Source organism: Streptomyces sp. NPDC057543 (genome assembly GCF_042801895.1).
GTDB lineage: Bacteria > Actinomycetota > Actinomycetes > Streptomycetales > Streptomycetaceae > Streptomyces.
This window is the reverse complement of the sequence record NZ_JBHVFF010000024.1, coordinates 25,382-45,815: the sequence shown is the minus strand read 5'-3', so window position 1 is coordinate 45,815 and position 20,434 is coordinate 25,382. Positions and strand designations below refer to the sequence as shown.

General features: G+C 69.4%; 17 protein-coding genes and 2 tRNA genes. 7 read left to right on the top strand and 12 right to left on the bottom strand.

The genetic code is table 11. The features are described 5' to 3' along the window. Window positions 1-33 precede the first annotated feature (33 nt). Window positions 34-1,485: a catalase gene (locus ACFU8Q_RS07055; protein ID WP_384448937.1), complete on the bottom strand. Its 1,452-nt coding sequence runs from the start codon at window positions 1,483-1,485 to the stop codon at window positions 34-36. Window positions 1,486-1,646: 161 nt separating this feature from the next. Here ACFU8Q_RS07055 and ACFU8Q_RS07050 point away from each other — a divergent pair, with 161 nt between their 5' ends. From ACFU8Q_RS07050 to ACFU8Q_RS07035, 4 genes are all read left to right on the top strand, one after another. Next, on the top strand, window positions 1,647-2,066 hold the full coding sequence (locus tag ACFU8Q_RS07050) for a Fur family transcriptional regulator (protein WP_266748423.1): 420 nt from the start codon (window positions 1,647-1,649) through the stop codon (window positions 2,064-2,066). A gap of 338 nt (window positions 2,067-2,404) precedes the next feature. Next, window positions 2,405-3,115 (top strand): ABC transporter ATP-binding protein, encoded by a 711-nt coding sequence (locus ACFU8Q_RS07045; RefSeq protein ID WP_384448945.1) that lies wholly within the window; start codon window positions 2,405-2,407, stop codon window positions 3,113-3,115. Further along, entirely contained in the window at window positions 3,112-3,981 is an 870-nt protein-coding gene (locus ACFU8Q_RS07040; RefSeq protein WP_384448934.1) for an ABC transporter permease, read from the top strand. Before ACFU8Q_RS07045 ends, ACFU8Q_RS07040 begins: the two co-directional genes overlap by 4 nt. 34 nt (window positions 3,982-4,015) lie before the next feature. Continuing rightward, window positions 4,016-5,158 carry an ABC transporter substrate-binding protein gene (locus tag ACFU8Q_RS07035; protein ID WP_384448931.1) on the top strand — a complete coding sequence of 381 codons (1,143 nt, stop codon included), beginning with the start codon at window positions 4,016-4,018 and terminating at the stop codon, window positions 5,156-5,158. A 63-nt stretch (window positions 5,159-5,221) separates the two neighbouring features. Here the strand turns inward: ACFU8Q_RS07035 and ACFU8Q_RS07030 are convergent. From ACFU8Q_RS07030 to ACFU8Q_RS07015, 4 genes are all read right to left on the bottom strand, one after another. Continuing rightward, window positions 5,222-5,295, bottom strand: a tRNA-Met gene (locus tag ACFU8Q_RS07030). 230 nt (window positions 5,296-5,525) lie between these two features. After that, window positions 5,526-7,685: a sel1 repeat family protein gene (locus ACFU8Q_RS07025; protein WP_384448928.1), complete on the bottom strand. Its 2,160-nt coding sequence runs from the start codon at window positions 7,683-7,685 to the stop codon at window positions 5,526-5,528. Window positions 7,686-7,898: 213 nt separating this feature from the next. Then, window positions 7,899-7,972: transfer RNA gene (locus ACFU8Q_RS07020), tRNA-Met, on the bottom strand. Between the two features lie 52 nt (window positions 7,973-8,024). Continuing rightward, a complete protein-coding gene (locus tag ACFU8Q_RS07015; RefSeq protein WP_384448943.1) occupies window positions 8,025-10,985 on the bottom strand; it encodes a UPF0182 family protein in 2,961 nt (986 codons plus the stop codon). 128 nt (window positions 10,986-11,113) lie between these two features. On the opposite strand from ACFU8Q_RS07015, the gene ACFU8Q_RS07010 reads away from it, so the two are divergent. Continuing rightward, the gene (locus ACFU8Q_RS07010) at window positions 11,114-11,683 is read left to right on the top strand and encodes a PPA1309 family protein (protein ID WP_384448925.1); all 570 of its coding nucleotides are present in this window, start codon (window positions 11,114-11,116) and stop codon (window positions 11,681-11,683) included. 65 nt (window positions 11,684-11,748) lie between these two features. Here the strand turns inward: ACFU8Q_RS07010 and ACFU8Q_RS07005 are convergent, their stop codons facing one another. From ACFU8Q_RS07005 to ACFU8Q_RS06990, 4 genes are all read right to left on the bottom strand, one after another. Next, window positions 11,749-12,837: a PDZ domain-containing protein gene (locus ACFU8Q_RS07005; RefSeq protein WP_384448922.1), complete on the bottom strand. Its 1,089-nt coding sequence runs from the start codon at window positions 12,835-12,837 to the stop codon at window positions 11,749-11,751. 143 nt (window positions 12,838-12,980) lie between these two features. Beyond that, complete coding sequence (locus ACFU8Q_RS07000; RefSeq protein ID WP_266748416.1) at window positions 12,981-13,151, bottom strand: hypothetical protein; 171 nt, start codon at window positions 13,149-13,151, stop codon at window positions 12,981-12,983. 128 nt (window positions 13,152-13,279) lie between these two features. Then, the gene (locus tag ACFU8Q_RS06995) at window positions 13,280-13,741 is read right to left on the bottom strand and encodes a molybdenum cofactor biosynthesis protein MoaE (protein ID WP_384448919.1); all 462 of its coding nucleotides are present in this window, start codon (window positions 13,739-13,741) and stop codon (window positions 13,280-13,282) included. Window positions 13,742-13,847: 106 nt separating this feature from the next. Continuing rightward, complete coding sequence (locus tag ACFU8Q_RS06990; RefSeq protein WP_384448916.1) at window positions 13,848-14,990, bottom strand: SDR family oxidoreductase; 1,143 nt, start codon at window positions 14,988-14,990, stop codon at window positions 13,848-13,850. A 192-nt stretch (window positions 14,991-15,182) separates the two neighbouring features. Between ACFU8Q_RS06990 and ACFU8Q_RS06985 the strand changes: the two genes are divergently transcribed. Next, the gene (locus ACFU8Q_RS06985; RefSeq protein WP_384448913.1) at window positions 15,183-16,649 is read left to right on the top strand and encodes a zinc-dependent metalloprotease; all 1,467 of its coding nucleotides are present in this window, start codon (window positions 15,183-15,185) and stop codon (window positions 16,647-16,649) included. Next, window positions 16,646-17,194 (top strand): NUDIX hydrolase, encoded by a 549-nt coding sequence (locus ACFU8Q_RS06980; RefSeq protein WP_384448910.1) that lies wholly within the window; start codon window positions 16,646-16,648, stop codon window positions 17,192-17,194. The genes ACFU8Q_RS06985 and ACFU8Q_RS06980 overlap by 4 nt, the downstream gene beginning before the upstream one ends. 77 nt (window positions 17,195-17,271) lie before the next feature. On the opposite strand, the gene ACFU8Q_RS06975 is transcribed toward ACFU8Q_RS06980, so the two are convergent. Genes ACFU8Q_RS06975 through ACFU8Q_RS06965 form a run of 3 tightly spaced genes read right to left on the bottom strand, consistent with a single transcriptional unit; the run spans window position 17,272 to window position 20,358 of the window. Continuing rightward, entirely contained in the window at window positions 17,272-18,027 is a 756-nt protein-coding gene (locus ACFU8Q_RS06975; protein WP_384448907.1) for an AIM24 family protein, read from the bottom strand. 19 nt (window positions 18,028-18,046) lie between these two features. After that, the gene (locus tag ACFU8Q_RS06970) at window positions 18,047-18,727 is read right to left on the bottom strand and encodes an AIM24 family protein (protein ID WP_384448904.1); all 681 of its coding nucleotides are present in this window, start codon (window positions 18,725-18,727) and stop codon (window positions 18,047-18,049) included. 11 nt (window positions 18,728-18,738) lie between these two features. Continuing rightward, the gene (locus tag ACFU8Q_RS06965) at window positions 18,739-20,358 is read right to left on the bottom strand and encodes a TerD family protein (RefSeq protein WP_384448901.1); all 1,620 of its coding nucleotides are present in this window, start codon (window positions 20,356-20,358) and stop codon (window positions 18,739-18,741) included. Window positions 20,359-20,434 lie beyond the last annotated feature (76 nt).

Here is a 20,434-nt window from a genome sequence, read left to right as displayed (position 1 = left end):
GAACCGGCCCACCGCCGACGACAGGCGTCCTTGTCAGCCGCGCAGGGCCTGGACCGCGGCCTCCAGACGCTTGCCGAAGTCGCCGTCCGCCTGGCGGAAGTTGTTGATCGCACGCTCGGCGATGTCATCGCGGGACACCTTGGCGATGAACCCAGCGAGATTGTCGATCAGCCGGGCCTTCTCGTCCTCGGAGTAGAGCCGGTAGAGGTTTCCGGCCTGCACGAAGTCGTTGTCCTCGGCGTGACTCGGGGCCTCGTGCGTACCGATCTCACCCGTGACCGGGGTGGGCTCCCACAGCGGCCGGTCCGTCTGGGCCGGGCCGCCGAAGCTGTTCGGCTCGTAGTTCTTCGCACCCTTGTGGCGGCCGTCGTACAGGTAGCCGTCACGGCTGTTGGTACGCGCCTCCGCGGCGTGCGGGCGGTTCACCGGCAGGTGGTCGGCGTTGATGCCGACGCGGTAGCGGTGGGCGTCGCCGTACGCGAAGAGGCGGCCCTGGAGCATCTTGTCCGGGGACGGACCGATGCCCGGCACGAAGTGCGCGGGGCTGAAGATCGACTGCTCGACCTCGGCGAAGATGTTCTCCGGGTTCCGGTTGAGCTCCAGCTTCCCGATCTCGATCGGCGGGTAGTCCGCGTGCGGCCACACCTTGGTGAGGTCGAACGGGTTGAAGCGGTACGAGGCCGCCTCGGCCGCCGGCATGATCTGGACCTGCACCGTCCAGGACGGGAAGTCGCCGCGCTCGATCGCCTCGCGCAGATCGCGCTGGTGGCTGTCGGGGTCCTCACCGGCGAGCTTGTTGGCCTCGTCCTGGGTGAGGTTCTTGATCCCCTGGTCGGTCTTGAAGTGGTACTTGACCCAGAAGACCTCGCCGGCCTCGTTGCTCCACTGGTACGTGTGCGAGCCGTACCCGTTCATGTGACGCAGCGTGGCCGGAATGCCGCGGTCACCGAAGAGCCAGGTCACCTGGTGGGTGGACTCGGGCGACAGACCCCAGAAGTCCCAGACGTTGTCCGCCTCCTGCGAGCCGGTGTACGGGTCGCGCTTCTGGGTGTGGATGAAGTCCGGGAACTTGATGGCGTCCTTGATGAAGAACACCGGGGTGTTGTTGCCGACGAGGTCGTAGTTGCCCTCCTCGGTATAGAACTTCAGCGCGAAGCCGCGGGGGTCACGCACCGCGTCGGCCGAACCGAGGTTGCCCGCGACGGTCGAGAAGCGGAGGAACGTCTCGGTCTGCTTGCCGACCTCGGAGAGGAACTTCGCCCGCGTCCACTGCGAGACGTCGCGGGTCAGCGTGAACGTGCCGTACGCGCCGGCGCCGCGGGCGTGCACGATGCGCTCCGGAATGCGCTCACGGTTGAAGTGCGCGAGCTTCTCCAGCAGCGACTGGTCCTGCACCAGCACGGGACCGCCGACGCCAGCGGTCTGGCTGTTCTGGTTGTCGGCGACCGGCGCGCCGGCCTCCGTGGTGAGCGGTCCCTGCGTCACGTGCGCCTCCTGCGTCGTTCCTGCACATTCGTCATGTCCTGCACAGCCTGTCCCTTGGCCTATGCCGATCCCGATCCTACAATGGACATTGTCCAAGTCAAGCGAACATCCAAAGTCACATCGATTCGGGACCTGGTCCCCCCACTGTTAGGCTTGTGCTTATGAGTGACCTGCTGGAACGACTTCGCGGACGCGGCTGGCGCATGACCGCCCAGCGGCGCGTCGTGGCCGAGGTCCTCGACGGGGACCATGTGCACCTGACGGCGGACGAGGTCCATGCCCGCGCCGTCGCCAAGCTGCCCGAGATCTCCCGCGCCACCGTCTACAACACCCTGGGCGAGATGGTGACGCTCGGTGAGGTCATAGAGGTCTCCACGGATCGCCGGGCCAAGCGGTACGACCCGAACGCGCACCGCCCCCACCACCACCTCGTCTGCGCGCGCTGCGGCACCATCCGCGACGTACACCCGGCCGGCGACCCGCTGGCGGACCTGCCGAGCGACGAGCGGTTCGGCTTCACGGTCTCCAATGTCGAGGTGACCTACCGCGGCATCTGCCCGAACTGCGCCGCGACGAGCTGAGTTCTGCCACGGAAGGCCCCGGTGCGAGCATCACGCGCACCGGGGCCTTCCGCGTGAACAGCCGCAGCGACTGACACTCACCCGCGGGCCCACCCCGCGCGCACCCCCTTCCCGAATCTGATGGGGCGTCATATCGTCGGCGCGATCACGTCCGCCCCGCGGCGGATCCGCACCTCGATACGCGCGAGGAGAGACCCGTGGGAGATCCGCACCCGACCCCACCCACAGCCCCGGCCCCTGGCCCGACCTCTGGACAGGCTCCGGCTCCAGTCCCGGCCACCCGACCCAAACTCCGCGCCGACGCGCTCACCCGTTCCTTCGGGCGCGGCGCCAAGGCCCTGCCCGCCCTCGGCCCCGTCGATCTCTCCGTCGCACCGGGCGAGTTCACCTGCCTCGTCGGTCCGTCCGGCTGCGGCAAGTCCACGTTGCTCAGGATCGCCGCCGGACTGCTCCGCCCCAGCTCCGGCGAGCTGACCATCCGTACGGCATCGCCCCGCCCCGCGGCGATGATCTTCCAGGACTACGGGATCTACGACTGGAAGACCGTACTGGCCAACGTCCGGTTCGGCCTCGACATCCAACGCGTACCGCGCAAGGAGGCCGACGCCAGGGCCCGCGTCTGGCTGGCCCGAATGGGGCTCTCCGACTTCGCGGGGGCATATCCGGCCGCCCTCTCCGGCGGAATGCGGCAACGGGTCGCGATCGCCCGCGCCCTCGCCGTCGAACCCGAGATGCTGCTGATGGACGAGCCGTTCGCGGCGCTCGACGCCCAGCTGCGCACGATCCTCCAGGACGAGCTGCTCGACCTCACCCAGACCACCCGCACCACCACCCTCTTCATCACTCACAGCCTCGAAGAGGCGATCGTGCTCGGGGACCGGGTGCTGGTGATGTCCGCCAGACCGGGGCGGATCATCGCCGAGCGCCGCCCGCCGTTCGGCCGGCCACGTACCGGCGAGGTCCGGTCGACACCCGAATTCACCGCGCTGAAGAGCGAGTTGTGGGAACTGCTGCGCGGCGAGGTACGGAGGGAGGCGGTCGCGGCATGAGCACCACCGTGCACGCCGCGAAATCCGACGACGGATTGCTGATCCGCAGGCCGGGCCCTCGGGAGCTGCATCCGGTACGCACCCACCGCAGGCGCCGCGCCCTGGAGATCGCGCTCGCCGTCGCCGTACCGCTGCTGCTCGTGCTGCTCTGGCAGCTGGCCGCGGCACAGTCCTGGATCGACGAACGGGTCTACCCCGCCCCTTCGACCATCCTGGCGGACGGCTGGGACCGGGCGGGCGCCGGTGAACTGTGGCCGGATGTGTGGGCCACGCTCAAGCGGGTCCTCGGCGGCTATGCGATCGGCACCGTCGCGGGATACGCGCTCGGGCTGCTGATGGGCTCGCTCTCCCTCGTACGGGCGGCGCTGGAGCCGTTGCTCGACGCCCTGTACGTCGTCCCGAAGCTGGCCCTGCTGCCGGTCTTTCTCAATATGTTCGGCCTCGGCGAGGGCCCACAGATCGCTCTGGTTGCCGCGACCGTCTTCTTCTTCGTCTGGATCTCCACCATGGCGGCCGTGCTGGCCGTCCCGGTCGGCCACCGTGACGCAGGTCAGGTCTTCGGCGCCTCGTCCTGGCAGATGTTCCGGCATGTGCTGCTGCCGGCGTCGCTGCCCGCGGTCCTGGTCGGGGCACGGATCGCGGCGGGGGTGGCCGTACTGGTCATCGTCGCCTCCGAACAGATCGCTGCGGCCGACGGGCTGGGCCATCTGATCTTCGACTCCCGGGCGCTGTTCCAGAACGACGTGATGTTCGTCGGCATCGTGTGCGTGGCGGTCCTCGGCGTCGTCTTCTCCGAAGTGGTGCGGATCGCCGGGCGGCTGCTCACCCCGTGGGCCCCGCGCGACCGCGGCCGCGGCCAGTCCTGAACAGCTCACCCCACGTTCTTCGTACGGAGGCACTGTGCGTACACGTACCCCCTGGACCTGCACCGTCGCACTCATCACGGCGTCCTTGCTCGGCGCGGCAGGCTGCGCGGGGAAGGATTCCGCCGACGACCGCGCCACCGCCGCGCCGCGCACCGTCACCCCCGTCGCGGGCTGCGGCGCCGGCAGCTGGAGCGATCCGGCCGACCTCGCCCCCGACCGGAAACCGGCCCGCTGCGACAAGGGGGCCCCGGCAGCCCGGCCCCTGGCGAAGAAGCGGAAGATCACCGTCGCCACCGGCACCCTGAGCGCGGAGTATGTCGCTCCGCTCCAGGTCGCGGTGGCGAAGGGCGAGTTCGCGAAGGAAGGGCTGGACGTCGAGCTGAAGGTACTGCCCACCCCGGACGCCCTGCCGCTGCTCGCCAAGGGCGACGTGGACGCTCAGTGGGCGGCTCCCGAGGCGGCCGTGATGAACGGCATCAACGGCGGTTTCGACATCAGGTGGGTGGCCGGGAACTTCTCGCCGGACCCCACCTCCAAGAGCGGCCTGTGGGTGCGCCTCAAGGACGGCGAGAGCGCCGATCACGTCGATATGGCGGGCCGGAAGATGGGCACGATGATCGGCAAGGGCTCGGTCATCGCCTACCCGATGGACACCTCCCTGAAGAAGCACGGCGGCGGCCTCGACGAGATCGGCTTCCAGCAGCTCGGCTCCGCGGACGTGCTGACCGCGCTGGAGAACGGTGGCGTGGACTCTGCCTGGCTGCTCGACCCGGTCTGGCGCAAGGTGGACGGCGACAAGAGGTACGCGTTCCTGGGCGGCCAGCCGCTCGGCGAACCGCTCGGTGGCCTGCTCTTCGGACCGACGCTGCTGAACAAGGACCCGGACGCCGGCGTCGCCTTCCTCCGCGCCTACATCCGGACGGTGAACACCTACTTCGCCGGCGACTACAAGACCGACCCCGCGTTCGTCGCCGAACTGGCGAAGCTGATGAAGACCGACGAGGCCACGCTGCGGTCGACCCCGTCGATGCGGATGGACTGGGAGATACGGAAGGGCACGACGGACCGGCTGCAGCAGGCGTACGCGGACGCGGGTGTCTCGAAGGGTGCCCCGGTGCCGGAGACGAAGGCCGTGGACCGCGCGATGTACGCGGAGGCGGTGGGCCACTCGCTCTGACCCGCGTATACGTGCATGCGCAGAAGGCCGGATCCTCTGGAGGATCCGGCCTTCTGCGTTCAGTAGCGGGGACAGGATTTGAACCTGCGACCTCTGGGTTATGAGCCCAGCGAGCTACCGAGCTGCTCCACCCCGCGTCGTTGTGATCCCCACAGTACGTCACCGCCCCGGACCAGCGCAAATCAGTTCCGGCGCGGGTGGAGAGACGGTCCGGCACGGGGTGGGGAAGTACCGGAACTGCCGCTTCCACAGCGCCCGCGCCGAGTCCCACTGCTCACCCCGCCCGACCTGCACCCTCCACCCGACCGCACCGGCCCGCGTCACCCGGCCTTGCCGCTCGGCCTCGCGCAGCCTCAACCGCTCGACCTTACGCGGTGAGCTCCTGGTGCAGCGCTTCGCGCAGCCGGGCAGCGCGCTCGGCGACCTCTGCCGGGCCCAACTCGACCGCCCGCGCGCACCAGCGCTGCCCCTCGGCGAGCTCGCCACGACGGGCGGCCAGCAGGGCGAGGCGCAGGGCGGCCCGCCCATGACCGTCGCGGGCGGCGCGGCTCCACCACAGCGCGGCCTCGCGCTCGCTGCCCTCTCGGGCGAGCAGCAGCCCGAGGTTGAAAGCGCCGTTGCGGCTGCCCGACTCGGCGGCCTCGCGGTACCAGCGGGCTGCGCTGTCCACATCGCCACGGGCCGCCGCGAGCATGCCGACCCGCACCTGGGCGCGGCGGTGCCCCTGTTCGGCGGCCCGCTCGTACCACTCCTCGCACTCGGTCTTCTCCGGCATCGGCTCGCCGAGCGCGGGAGGGCCGGGCGGCGGCTGCCGCGAGTCCAGGACCCCGGCCAGCCGGAAGGCCGCCTCGGCGCTGCCGCCGCCCGCCGCGCAGCGCAGATGGCGCTCGGCCTCCTGCTGCTCGCCGTGGTGCAGCAGGGCCATGCCCACCTGGAGAGCGGCCTCGGTATGGCCGGCCGAGGCGGCGCGCTCGTACCAGCCCAGTGCCGCACGGTCCTCGTCGCGTCCGGCGTGCAGGATGCCGAGGTTGAAGGCCGCGTCCACGCTGCCGGCCTCGGCGGCCTTGGAGAACCAGGGCTCGGCACCGGTCGCGTCGCCCGCCTGGAGCAGGAGCACGGCCAGCGCGTTGGCAGCCTCGCGGTGGCCCGCGTAGGCGGCGCGGCGGTACCACTGCTCGGCCTGCGGCGTACGGTCCTGCGCCGCGCAGAGGAGCCCCAGGTTGTAGGCGCCGTTGACGTCGCCCGCGTCCATGGCGGCGCGGTACCAGCGCTCGGCGGTCTGCTGTTCGCCACGGGCCGCGTGCAGGGCCCCCAGGGCATTGGCGGCGTTCCCGTCGCCGTCCTGGGCGGCGCGCAGCCACCACACGGCGGCGCTCTCCTCGTCGCCCGCGTCACGGAGCAGGAAGCCGAGCGCGCAGGCGGCCCGCGCCTCGCCCGCCTTCGCGGAGATGAGGTACCAGCGGCCGGCCTCCTTGGGCTCGCCTCGCTGCTCGAGAATGGCACCGAGGTGCAGGGCGGCACGCCGGTGGCCGCGCGCGGCAGCCTGCCGGTACCACTGCTCGGCCTCGCCCACGCGCCTGGTCGCCGAACCTGCCACGGGGCCGTCGTCCCTGCGCGCCGCGGAGCGGCGAGTGCCACCCGGACGATCGGCGGCGCCCGCGCCTGCCCCCGAGCCGAGGCCCGGACCGGGGGCCAGTCCCGGGCGGCCGAAGGCGTCGTGCGGGTCGTCGGCGGCATTGCGGTCCAGCATCCGCGCGAGGCGGTACGCGGCCTCCCGGTGTCCCTGCTCGGCGGCGGCGCGCAGCCAACGCTCGGCGCCGACGTCGCTGCGGTGTTCCAGCAGGTCGGCGAGCGCGTACGCCCCCAGCGCGTGGCCCTGCTCGGCGGACTGCCGCAGCCAGTACTCGGCACCGGGCTCGTCGCCGCGCTCCCGGTAGTGGCGGCCGAGGGCGTGTGCGGCGGCGGCGGAGCCCGCGACGGCCGCGATACGCCACCAGCCGGCCGCGTCGTCGACGTATCCGCGCTGGTGGAGGAGGACGCCGAGGTTGTTGGCCGCGGCCCGGTCGCCGTCGGCGGTGGCCGCACGCAGATAGGGCTCGGCGCCGTCCAGATCACCGCGGCGCAGCAGCAGGGCCCCGAGGACGCTCATCGACGCGGTGTCCCCGGCGTCGGCGGCGCGACGGTGGCGCGCCTCGCTCTCGGCGCTCTCCGGACTCTCCCGGGTCTCGGGAACTTCCTGGACTCCGGAGCCTTCGGCGGCCTCCATGGCCCCGGCGCTCGCCGTGCTCTCTGTGTTCTCTGCGCTCTCGACGGTCGCGGCACACCCCGCAGTCTCGGCGGTATCGGTCGTCCCAATGATCCCAGAGGTCTCAGTGTTCCCGGAGGCCCCGGTGTTCTCAGCGGTCTCGTCGTTCTTCGCGGCGGCTACACCAAAAGCCGCATTCATCACACTATCCGGCCGATGAGCGCGGCGCTGCACAAACCGCCCTGTCTCCAACAGAGTTGCCCTGTCCCCCATAAATACCATCGTCGCACCACCTGCAACCCGCGTACACCTGGTATATCGCGGCCAGTGAGGTCACTTCAGCGTTTTGTCGACATGCCCACAGAGAGATAAGTCAAACACGTCCGGGCCCAACTCGCGCCCCGCGAACCGCCCTTCACGCACACCGCACAAAAAAGTCGCCACGACACGACGAAGGCCCGGATCCTCGAAAGGATCCGGGCCTTCGTCTTTCAGTAGCGGGGACAGGATTTGAACCTGCGACCTCTGGGTTATGAGCCCAGCGAGCTACCGAGCTGCTCCACCCCGCGCCGTTGTGTTCAAACCGTACCACGGCGCGAAGGCGAGCCTTTACCGAGTTACTCAGCCACCACTACTACCTTCGGACGTTTTGTCCGAATGGTTCGAATTGTTCGCGTTACTCGCGCTGTTCGCTCCATCAGCACTGTTCGCACTGCCCGACTTGGGCTGGGCGGCCGCCGCACGCTGCAACGCGTCCTGCAGATCCGCCTGGGCCTTGCCGTAGGCACTCCAGTCCTGCTTCTTCAGGGCTGCCTCGCCTTCCGCATAGGCCTTTTGCGCGTCCGCGATCGCCTTCTTCAGCGCCGCGTCACCGGTGGCCGGCGGCTGCGTGGTTTCGCCAGGCGGCCGGGTTGTCTCGGCGGGCGGCTGGGTGGTGCCGGGGCCCGTCGCCCCGAAGACCGCGTTGAGCGCTTCCCCGAGGCTGTTCTCGAAGACGGTCTTCGACCCGTACGAGGCGGCGACCTTGCGCAGCAGCGGGTAGTTCTGCGTGCCACCGCGCGTGTACACCGGCTCGATGTAGAGGAAGCCCCCTTCGAGCGGCACGGTCAGCAGGTTGCCGTACTCGATGTCGGAGTCGGTTCCCTTGAGGTTTCTCACGAACTCGGCGACGTCGTCGTTGCCGTTGAGCTCGCTCTGTACCTGACCGGGGCCCTTCACCGTGGTGGTGACTCTCAACAGTCTTATCGTGCCGTAGTCCTTACTGGCGGCGTCGGCGTCCACCGCCATGAATGCCCCGAGGTCGGGCCGCCCCTTCGGGGTGAACGTCGTCGTCAACGAAAACTTCTGGGCCGGCTGGTCCGGCATCTTTATGCTCAGGTAGTACGGCGGGACAGCACCGGACTCCTTGTTGGTCGGGTCGTCCGGGACCTGCCACGCGTCACTGCCGCTGTAGAACTGGGCGGGGTTGGTGACGTGGTAGCGGGTGAGCAGCTCGCGCTGCACCTTGAACAGGTCCTGCGGGTACCGCAGATGTTCCCTGAGCTCCTGCGGGATGTCCGCCTTGGGCTGGACGGTCCCCGGGAACGCCTTGCGCCAGGTCTTGAGGACCGGGTCCTCGGTGTCCCACTCGTAGAGCTTGACCTTGCCGTCGTAGGCGTCGACGGTGGCCTTCACCGAGTTGCGGATGTAGTTGACCTGGTTCTGCTGGGCGACGACCGCGCGCTGGTTGGTGGTCAACGAGTCGGCCGTGGTGTCACCGAGCGTCGTACGCGAGGCGTACGGGTAGCCGTTGGTGGTGGTGTACGCGTCGACGACCCACTGGATGCGGCCGTTCACCACGGCCGGGTAGGCGTCGCCGTCGATGGTCAGCCACGGGGCGACCGCCTCGACGCGCTCCTTGGGCGTGCGGTTGTAGAGGATCCGCGAGCCGTCGCCGATGGCCCCCGAATAGAGGATCTGCGGCTCGCTGAACGCCACCGCGTACGCGGCACGGTTGAAGGCGTTGGAGAGACTGACCCCGCTGTCGCCCTGGTAGCTGGTGGTCTTCTCGCCGTCCTCCTCGTAGTCGAGCTCCTTCTGGGGCCCGCCGACGATGGAGTACTGCTCGGTCTTCTCGCCGTAGTAGATCTGCTGCTCGTACTTGCCGAGCTCACCCGTGGTCGGCAGACCGGACTCGGTGAAGTCCGGTGAACCCTTCGGGTTCTTGCCGGTCGTCGTGCCCTTGGCCGCGATGGCGCCGTAACCATGGGTGTAGGTGAAGTGGTCGTTGATCCAGTTGCGCTTGGGGATGCCGTCGAGGTTGAGCTCGCGCAGACCGATGACCGTGTCCTGGTCCTTGCCTGCGGCGTCCTTGTAGCGGTCCACGTCCAGCGTCTTGGGGAACTGGTAGTAGTTCCTCTTCTGCTGGAGTTGCTGGAACGCCGGGGAGACGACGTTGGGGTCCATCACCCGGTAACTGGCGGCGGTATCCGCGCTCGCGCGCAGCTTGGCGTCGTCGTTCGTCGTGCTCTTGCCCGAGTAGTCGTGGACCTGAGCGTTGTCGATGTCGTACGCGTCACGCGTCGCTTCGATGTTCTTCCGGATGAACGGGGCTTCCTTGGCCTGCTCGTTCGGCTGGACCTGGAACTTCTGCACGATCGCCGGGTACAGCCCGCCGATCAGGATCGCCGAGAGCACCATCAGACCGAAGCCGATCATCGGGAGCTGCCAGGTGCGACGCCAGAGCGTCGCGAAGAAGAGCACGGCACAGATCGCGGCGATGCAGAACAGGATGGTCTTCGCCGGAAGATAGGCGTTGGCGTCGACGTACCGCAGGCCCGTCCAGTTGTCCGTGGCCTTGAAGTCGCTGGACTTCACGGCCAGGCCGTACCGGTCGAGCCAGTACGCCACGGCCTTCAGCGAGACGAAGACGCCGAGCAGCACCGACAGATGGCCGGTGGCCGCGCCGGTCGCCCGCGCGCCGGGGCTGGTGATGCGGAGCCCGCCGTACAGATAGTGGGTCAGCGCGGCGGCGATCAGCGAGAGCACCGTGGCCGCGAAGCCGAAGCCCAGCAGGAAGCGGTACCAGGGCAGGTCGAAGGCGTAGAAGGAGACGTCCAGATGGAACTGGGGGTCCTTCTGGTGGAACGCCACGCCGTTCACGTACATCAGCCAGGTACGCCACTGGCCGGAGGCGGACGCTCCGGCGATCAGTCCGACGAGCGCGGTGATCGCGAGCAGCACCCACTTCTTGTACGGGGCGAGGCTCATCCGGTAGCGGTCCAGGCTCTGCTGTTCCAGGGACATCGCGCTCAGCGGCGGCCGGAGCCGGTGCGCGAGCCAGATGTTCAGACCGACGGCGATCGCCATCAGGAGTCCGAAGACGAGGAACAGCCCGATCTTGGTCCACAGGGTAGTGGTGAAGACGGATGAATAGGCGACCGACCGGTACCAGAGCCAGTCCGTCCAGAACCCGGCGAACATGACGAACGCCATGGCGAGAACCGCCAGGACGCCAAGTGTCATGAGCAGGGTACGGGCGCGCCGGGACGGGCGGCCGACTCTGATCCGTGGCCCGGTCGGGCCTCCGCCGCGGTCCGGCATCTGGAAAGCCAACGTGCGCACCTCGAAGTTCGCGGGTCGTGTGAAGCGGGCCCAGCGATCGTAGAGCCCACCTATGCAACTTACTGAGGCTTTACCTAGTTCCCGCTCCCGGGGCGGAAGGAGGCAGGATGTTGGCCATGCCCAACGTTTCCCCCTCAGGCCCCCCGATGGCTGCCGGCCCCCTCACCGTCGCCGTACTCGAAATCGACGAGTACATCTCCGGTCTCGGCTGGGACCAGCCGGCCCGCCTCTTCGCTCTCGTCGACACCGCCCGGCTGCGGACCCAGGAGCCCGGCCTCGCCGCCCAGCTCGGTCTCGACAGCTCCGACTCCCCGACCGCCTCACTCACCCCCATCGAGCAGGAAGAGCTCCCGCCGGGGACCGCCCTGGACGAATTCCTCGCCACGATCGCCTGGCCCGACGCGGTGATCGGATGTGCGATGACGGTGGAGCGGCTGATGCTGCCGCCGACCGCCGAGGCCTCCGTACCGGAGGGGCTCAGCGATGCCCAGCTGACCAAGTGGGTCGCCAAGCACCCGCAGCGCCAGGAGGTGCGGATGACGGTGGCCGTCCTCAGGGACGGTACGCGCGAGGCGGCCGTACGGCTGCGCGAGAAGGACTCCCCGAGCGAGGTGCGGACGGGGGCCGGCCTGGTGCCCGGACTGGCCGACGCGCTGGCCGCGACCTTCGAGGCCTGACCTCGCCGCGTTCCCGCCGAGGTCCTGTCCGGTCTTGACCGGCCGGACAGGACCTGCCGGGCCGGTCAGCCTGCCGAGCAGCTCGGCAGGCCGGCCGTGTCCCCTGCGCGGATCTTCTCCAGCGACTTCTTCGCGTCGTCGATCGTCTTCACCTTCACCAGCGTGAGTCCGCTCGGGGTGTCGGCGGCGGCGGCCTTGCAGTTCTCGTCCGGTGTCAGGAAGTACCGGGCGCCCGCGTCGCGCGCGCCGACCAGCTTCATGCTGATGCCGCCGATCGGGCCGACCTTGCCCTGGTCGTCGATCGTGCCGGTGCCCGCGACGAATTTCCCGCCCGTGAGGTCCGTGGGCGTCAGCTTGTCGATGATGCCCAGGGAGAACATGAGACCGGCGCTCGGGCCGCCGACATCGGCGAGCTTGATGTCGATCCGGAACGGGAACGTGTGGTCCGTCCCGGCCTGGATGCCGACGATGGCGCGGTTCTCCTTGGGGGCCTTCGCGGTGGTGATGACGATCTTCCGGGTGCCCTCGGGCTGCTTGCCGGCCTTCTCGGCCTCCTGGGCCGCCTTCGCCGGGATGATCGTGAACGTGACGTTCTCGCCGGGCTTGTGGCGGGTGACGAGCTTCGCGACGTCCTCGGGCTGCCTCACCGCCGTGCCGTCGACCTGCTTGATCACATCGCCGGCGTGCAGCTTGCCCTGGGCGGGGCTGTCCTTGATGACCGTGGAGACCACGACGCGTGACGACACCGGGATGTGCAGCTCGGTCAGGGCGGCGACCTTGGCGCTCTCCTGGGACTGGCTGAACTCCTCGGCGTTCTCCTGCGTCGACTGCTGCTCGGTCTTCCCGCCGGGGTACAGGGTGTCGTGCGGTACGACCACGCTGTCGTGGGCCAGCCAGCCGTACACGGCCTCGACGATGTTCATGCGGTAGTCGGCGCCGGTGACCCTGACCGTCGTCATGTTGAGGTTGCCGGACGTCGGGTACGTCTTGTGTCCGGAAATCTGCAGCACCGGCTCGCCGTCGACCTTGCCGAGGGTGTTCTCGGTCGGGCCGGGAGACATCTCCGAATACGGCACCCTAATCAGCAGGACTGCGCAGAACAGCGCGATGAGGATGAGGGTGGAGGCGAGCATCGTCGCGGTGCGGCGTGGCATGGAACGACAGTACGGGAAGGGTCTGTCAGTGCACCGTCGGGGCCGGTCCGTACAGGGCGGGGAAGGGGGATGGCGCTGCGCCGGACGGCGTCCACGGTCGGCGCCGCGATGCGGAGTGGCGACTGCATACGTTCGCCGAAAGATCAGAGGACATCGGAACCGGAGTGCGACTTCTCCATCGCCTCACGGAACCGGGCATACCCGGCGAGTTCCGTAACATCACCGGCCGTACGGTTACGGGTGGCCCAGCTTCCCCATATCGCAGCGCCGAACGCAGCGAAAAGCGGAATCAGCAGCCAGGCGAGTGCTGCCATTACGACCTCCCTGCCCCGTGAGCGACCGCAACTGAACGATCAGCAGATTAACCATCTGCAGGATCAACGCTCACGGCAGGGGTGCGGTTACGCAAATCGGGGCGGGCAACCACCCGATCGGCTTGCACTCAGCAGGCGCCGACCCACTCCTCGGTGCCGTCCGAGAACCGCTGGTGCTTCCAGATCGGAACCTCGTGCTTGAGGTCGTCGATGAGCTTGCGGCACGCCTCGAACGCCTCCGCACGGTGCGGGCAGGAGACAGCGACGACGACGGCGAGGTCGCCTACGTGGAGGTCACCCACACGGTGGACGGCGGCCAGTGCCCGGACCGGGAAGTCCGCGGCGACCTTCTCGGCCACCCGACGCAATTCGTCCTGCGCCGAGGGGTGGCAGGAGTACCCGAGCGCACCGACGTCCTGACCCCCGTCGTGGTTGCGTACCGTGCCGACGAAGAGCGCCGTGCCGCCCGCGGCGTCGTCCCCGACGGCCTGGAAGATCTCGTCGACCGACAGCGGCGTCTCTCGGATGGCCAGCAGCCGGATGGGGTCGGTTGCCGCCCGCTCGCCGGGGTGGTCGTGGGTAGGAGCCATGGGCCCATGGTGCCGTACGGCACCGACATCGTGGAATAGCGTTTTCCACCGGCGGACCGCCCCTGACCTTGGAGTCTCCTACAGGAGGCCGCGGTGTGCGGGGGACCTAGATACGGCGGCGCGCCTTGCGGGCCCGGCGGACCAGGGCGGCGGTGCCGAGCAGTGCCACGGTCGCGCCGGCGGCACCTGCCGCGGTCGCGTCCTTGCGGCCGAGGCGGCGTCCGGCGACGGTGTGCCGGCCTTCCACCTCTTCGAGGAGCGCCGCGAGCACCTCCTCGTTGGTCCAGCCCGGGCGCCAGCCCGCGTCGTGCAGCCGGCTCACGCTGACCACCCAGGGGTGCATCGTGTACGCGAGATCGCCCGCCGGGGACGGGGTGAGGCCGATCCGGTGCAGCCGGGCGGCGGCGCCGAGGGCCACGGCGGAGGGCAGTTCCATCCGGCGGACGCCGCTGAGCTCCTCGACCTCCTCCTGTTCCAGCCAGCCGTCGCAGCCGACCGCGAACTCGCCGTCGATCTTCTCCAGTGCGGCGTACTCCAGGGCCGTGACCAGGTCCTCGACATGGCAGAACTGCCAGGTCGGCCGCGATCCGGCGACGACTAGGAGGCGCGGCGACTCGAAGTAGCGGGTCAGCGCGGTGTCCGTACCGCCGACCAGGACCGTCGGCCGGACCACGGTCACGTTGAGACCGGGGTGGGCGCGCGGCGCGCGGCGGCCGAGCCGCTCGATCTCCAGGAGGTCGCCGACGCCGGTGGCCTCGGCCGTGGCACGCAGCTCGGCGTCCTCGGCGAGCGGGATGTCGTTGTCGGGCAGCGCCCCGTAGACCATGGCCGAGGTGCACAGTACGACCCGGTGGACCCCCACGGCCGCGGCCGCCGTCAGCACGGTCTGGGTACCGCGCACGTTGTAGGCGGTGCGGGCGGCGGGGTCGGTCTCCAGGTCGAGATCGAGTGCCAGGTGCACGACGACATCCGCACCGCGCAGCTTCTCCGCGATGGCGGGGTCCCGGACGTCGAGAATGTGCCAGGTCGCCTCGGAGACCTCTCCGCGGCGTTCATCGATGGCGATGACCTGCTTGATCTCCTCGGATGCCGCGAGGCGTGCGGTGAGCAGCTCACCGACGCCCCCCGCGGCTCCGGTGACCGCGACGACGGGGCCGCGGCTCCTGGAGCGGTTTTTTGCGGGCTTGTTCGCGGTCGAGGGGTCGGACAGGTTTCGCGCTGCGCGAACCTGAGGATCTGGGGAACTCACCGGGCGTCTCCAGCGGTTGTCTTCAGTACGTACCCGAATGACGCGTACGTACCAGGTGGCGTCCATCCTGCCGCAGGCCGGGAGCCGGCGGAGCACTGAGGCCCCAAGCGGACTTTTGGTGTCTACGCTGGATGGTGATGTCGGGCAGTCGCCGTCGGTTCGAGCCGGCGGCCCTACGAGCCGAGGAAACCCGTGAGTGACACCCCATTCGGATTCGGCCTTCCGCCGGAGGAGCCGGAAGACGGCGACGAGGGCAAGAAGAAGGACCCCACCGGAGGTGGGCAGGGTTCGGGCGGGCCGGCGAACCCGTTCGGCTTCGGGCCCGGCGCGGGCGGGGACAACCCGTTCGCGGCGATGTTCGGCACGATGAACCCCAACGACCTGGGGGCGGCCTTTCAGCAGCTCGGCCAGATGCTGAGCTACGAGGGCGGTCCCGTGAACTGGGACATGGCCAAGCAGATCGCCCGCCAGACGGTCTCGCAGGGCACTCCGGACGGCACCAAGGACGTGAGCGTCGGCCCGTCCGAGCGGTCCGCGGTCGACGAGGCGCTGCGGCTGGCCGACCTCTGGCTGGACGGGGTGACGTCGCTGCCCTCCGGTTCGGTCTCGACCGTGGCGTGGAGCCGTGCGGAGTGGGTCGAGGCGTCCCTCCCCGCCTGGCAGAAGCTGGTCGACCCGGTGGCCGAGCGCGTCGGCCTGGCCATGGGTGACGTACTGCCCGAGGAGATGCAGGCGATGGCGGGCCCGCTGATCGGCATGATGCGGTCGATGGGCGGCGCGATGTTCGGCCAGCAGATCGGACAGGCCATCGGTGTGCTGGCGGGCGAGGTGGTCGGTTCGACCGATATCGGGCTGCCGCTCGGCCCGGCGGGCAAGGCCGCGCTTCTTCCGTTGAACGTCGAGAGGTTCGGCAAGGACCTGAGCGTGCCGCAGGATGAGGTGCGGCTCTATCTCGCCCTGCGCGAGGCCGCCCACCAGCGGCTCTTCGCCCATGTTCCGTGGCTGCGCTCGCATCTGTTCGGCGCCGTGGAGGGGTACGCGCGCGGCATCAAGGTCGACACCAGCAAGCTGGAGGACGTGGTCGGCCAGTTCGACCCCTCGCACCCCGAGCAGCTGCAGGACGCACTTCAGCAGGGCATGTTCCAGCCGGAGGACACCCCGGAGCAGAAGGCCGCCCTGGCCAGGCTGGAGACGGCGCTCGCACTGGTCGAGGGCTGGGTGGACGCCGTGGTGCACGAGGCCGCGAAGTCCCGTCTGACCTCGGCCGACGCGCTGCGCGAGACCATGCGCAGGCGTCGCGCCTCCGGCGGGCCGGCCGAGCAGACGTTCGCCACGCTCATCGGTCTCCAGCTGCGTCCGCGGCGGCTGCGTGACGCCTCGCGTCTGTGGGCGTCGCTCACGGACGCCCGAGGTCTCGACGGCCGCGACGCCCTGTGGGCGCACCCCGACATGCTGCCGACCGCCCAGGACCTGGACGATCCGGACGGCTTCGTGCACCACGAGCAGCTGGACTTCTCCGAGCTGGACAAGATGCTCGGCGAGGCCGCGAAGAGTCCGCAGAAGCCCGAGGCCGCAGCGGGCGGCGCGAGCGAGCCGGGCTCCGGAGGAACGGACGACCGGAAGAGCGACGGCAACGGCAAGGGCGACACCGACCAGTGAGCCTGTACGACGACGCCGTTCTCGTACTGAAGGGGTACGAGAACCCGGTGGACCCGGCCCAGGAGGAACTGCGCCAGGTCTATCTGGATCATCTGGCTCAGCATTCCGACGGCATGTGGAAGGCTTGCGAAGCCGGACACCTGACGGCCAGCGCACTGGTCATCGATCCGGATCGGGGTCGGGTTCTGCTCACGCTGCATCGCAAGCTGCAGATGTGGCTGCAGATGGGAGGCCACTGCGAACCGCAGGACACGACGCTGGCCGCCGCGGCCCTGCGGGAGGCCACCGAGGAGTCCGGCATCAGCGGCCTGACCCTGCTCGCGGGCGGACCGGTGACGCTGGACCGCCACCGGATCCCCGCGCCCTGTCACTGGCACCTGGACGTGCAGTACACGGCGCTGGCCCCGTCGGGCGCGACGGAGCAGATCAGTGACGAGTCGTTGGACCTGCGCTGGTTCGCGTACGACGAGGTCGCGTCGGTGGCCGACACATCGGTCGTACGCCTGATGACGCGCGCCCGCGCCGCGCTGGAGCAGCGCCGGTAGGCACGACATGTGACACGGGTAGGGGGCGGCCTCCCCGGAGACCGCCCCCTACCCGAGTGGTGCCGGTGCGCGGCGCTTCAGTTCCAGGCGTTGTTCTGGTTCTGACCGTGGGCACCGTGCTGGCCCATGCCGTACTGGGCCCGGAGACCCTGGCCGATCTCGTGGTTCTGCGGCGGCAGCATCTCGCTCGGCTGGACCAGCGCGAAGCCCTGGCCGAGGAAGCTGAGCTCCCAGCCCTCGCCGGTGTTGCCACGCCGCCGCCAGACGCCGGAGGAGTGCGTCTGGGCCTGCATCTGCACGCGCAGCGAGCTGGACCAGGCGACGATCGCGTCCGCGTCGGCGTTGACGTACTTGTCGGGCGTGACCTGCATCATCAGCGGCTGGCCCGAGGTCATCAGGGCGACCTTGCCGGTGCCGGAGATGTTGAGCTGGTACTTGCCGGTGCCCGAGATGCCGTACTGGCTGTCCACCGCGATGACCTCGGTGTGCAGCGAGGAATCGAGAGCCAGGACGTAGGCGCTGTCCACCGTGATGCCGTCGCGGTCGACGTCCACGACGTGGATGTACTGCGCGAGGTTGGCGAGGTAGACGGTGCCCTGCCCGGAACAGCGCATGAGCTCCAGGCCCTCGCCGGTGCTCGCGCGGGCGCGGCGCTGCCCGTGCGACTCGTACTCGCCGTCGAACTCCATCAGTCCCTGGTAGGCGACCATGGCGCCCTTGCGGGCGAGGACGTCGTCGTGACCGGTCAGCGAGACCCGCAGGAGCTGCGGGTTCTGGACGGTGTACCGGTCCTGGGACTGCTGTTCCGTGTAGCTGAAAAGCGGACTCTGCATGGTGTGTTCTCCCTCCCCCTCAGTTCCGGATCCGCAGGCGGTCGGTACTGTCCTCGCTCGGCTGTACGACGACGATGCCCTGGCCGGAGAAAGCCATCTGGTACGCCTCGCCGCTGCCCCGCCCGATGAGCGAGGAGGCCTTGAAGCTGCGCTTGCCCTTCACCTTGAGGTTCGGGGACCACGCCACGAGGGCGTCCGGGTCGACGTAGGTCTCGTCCTCGCCGCGTCCGCAGTCGACGACGATCGGGGTGCCGCGTGAGGTGATGGCGACCCAGCCGGTGCCCGAGATGCACACATTCCACAGGCCCTGACCGGCGAACTTGGCGAGGCCCTTGACTCGCTCCACGCCCCAGGTGAGATGACCGTCGAAGGCGAGGACGTTGGTGCCGTTGACCGAGAGGGAGTCGTTGTTGAGGTTGATGACGACCACATCGGCGCCGTAGTCGGCGAGGTAGAGCAGTCCGTCGCCGGAGCACTTCATGATCGGCGCACCCTCGCCGGTGATCCACTGGGAGGCGATCTGACGGACGGCCGGCGGGTTGGGTTCGTACTGGATGAAGCCCTCGTACGCGACCATCGAGCCGGTACGGGCGTAGAGGTCCTGGCCCGTGGCCATGGCGACCTTGAGCATCGTATGGCCGTGGTTCTCCATACGGGCCGTGACGGGGGTCGGGGCGTAGCCCGCGAGTTGCTGGTTCATGACGGGCTCCCTCAGACCTCGTAGGGCTGGACGACGATGAAGTTGCCGGGGGCGCCCCGGAACTGAAGGTTCACGGTCTCGCCGCTGTGTCCCGGGTACGCGTTGCGGCGCAGCCGGACCTGGCTGGAGATGATCACCTGGGAGGCGGACGACCAGGCGACGACGGCGTTGCAGTCGGCGAAGGTGGTCGGGGTGACGGGCAGGACGACGGGGACGCCGTGAGTCTTGACGACGACCGTGCCAGTGCCCTGGAACTGCATGGTGAACAGGGCGCCGCCGGGGATGCCGTGGCCTTCGATCCTGCGGACCTCGTGCTGCAGCGACTCGTCGAAGGCGAGGACGTTCTCCGCCGAGACGCAAATGCCGTCGCCCTGCAGTTCGATGGCGTGCAGATGGGAACCGTCCTCGGCGAGGAAGACCTGTCCACGGCCGGTGCAGCGCATCAGCTGCATCTCTTGGCCTGTCGCGTTGCCGACGATGCGGCCGGCAAAGCCGGCGCCCTTGTAGCCGAAGTCGACCTTGCCCTGGTACATCACCATGCTGCCCTGACGGGCGAGCACCGGCGTACCGCCCACGGTGAGGTCGACCCGCATGAGCTGTTGGTTCTGCGGGGTCCAACGCTGCCCGGTGGCCGTCTCCTTGTACGGCTGGAGCGCGGCCTGCAGCCCGGCCCCGGCCTGCGGCATCCCTTGCGGAACGCCCTGGGGCATACCGGGAGGCTGCATTCCGTACGGGGCAGGAGCCTGCTGGCCGTACGGAGCGACGGGCGGGGGATGCTGGCCGGGGATCTGCCCGAACTGCGGCTGCTGGGGCGGCTGGCCAGGCTGTCCGTAGGGAGCCGGGGCGGGGGCGGGCGGCGGCACCATGCCGCCGTGCGGTGCCATCGGGGCCGCTATCGTCGGCGCGGCATGCATCTGCTGCTGCGGCGTGGGAACCGGGGCCTGCGCGGCCGGGGCTCCGAAGGGCGGAGCGGGCTGCGGTGCTTGGGACGCCTGCGGTGCGGCCGGGGCGCCGAAGGACGGGGCGGGTGCCGGTGCGGCCGCTTGGGCGGGCGGGGCGAATGACGGGGCGGCGGCCTGCGGCTGAGGTGCGGGGGGCGCTTCCTCGGCGACCTCGCCGCCGAAGTTCTTCAGCAGCGCGTCGAGGCCACCGTCGAAGCCCTGGCCCACCGCGGCGAACCGCCAGACGTCCTTCAGATAGAAGTCACCCAGCATCACCGCACGCTCGGTGGTGAACTCCGAACCGGTGAAGGCGTACCTGACGACTTCTTCGCCACCCGCGACGATCCGGATGTAGCCGGGGCCGACCCGGGACATCTGCCCGGCGCCGTCGACCGTCGCGGTGAACGACAGCTTGTGAATGTTCGCCGGAATGCGGTCCAGAGTGACGCGGAACGACTCGGTGTCACCGGCCTGGGCGCCGAGGAGCTGAATGGACTCCTCGGGTGATTTAGGCTGATTGAAGAAGATGAAATACCGGTCGTCGGAGAGCTGCTCATCGGCATCGAGGCCGAAGCAGCTGATGTCAAAGGTCAGTCCCGGGCCGGCAATCTGCACACCTACGTACAGGTCCGTCCCCGGTGTGAGATCGCTGATCTTGGCCTTGTGGCCGCGTTGGAATTCCCTGGCCATGCGTAACGACCGTCCCCCATCCCGAATGTGAATGCCTCGCGTCAGGCTAACCGCAAACTCCGACATTGAGCTAAGT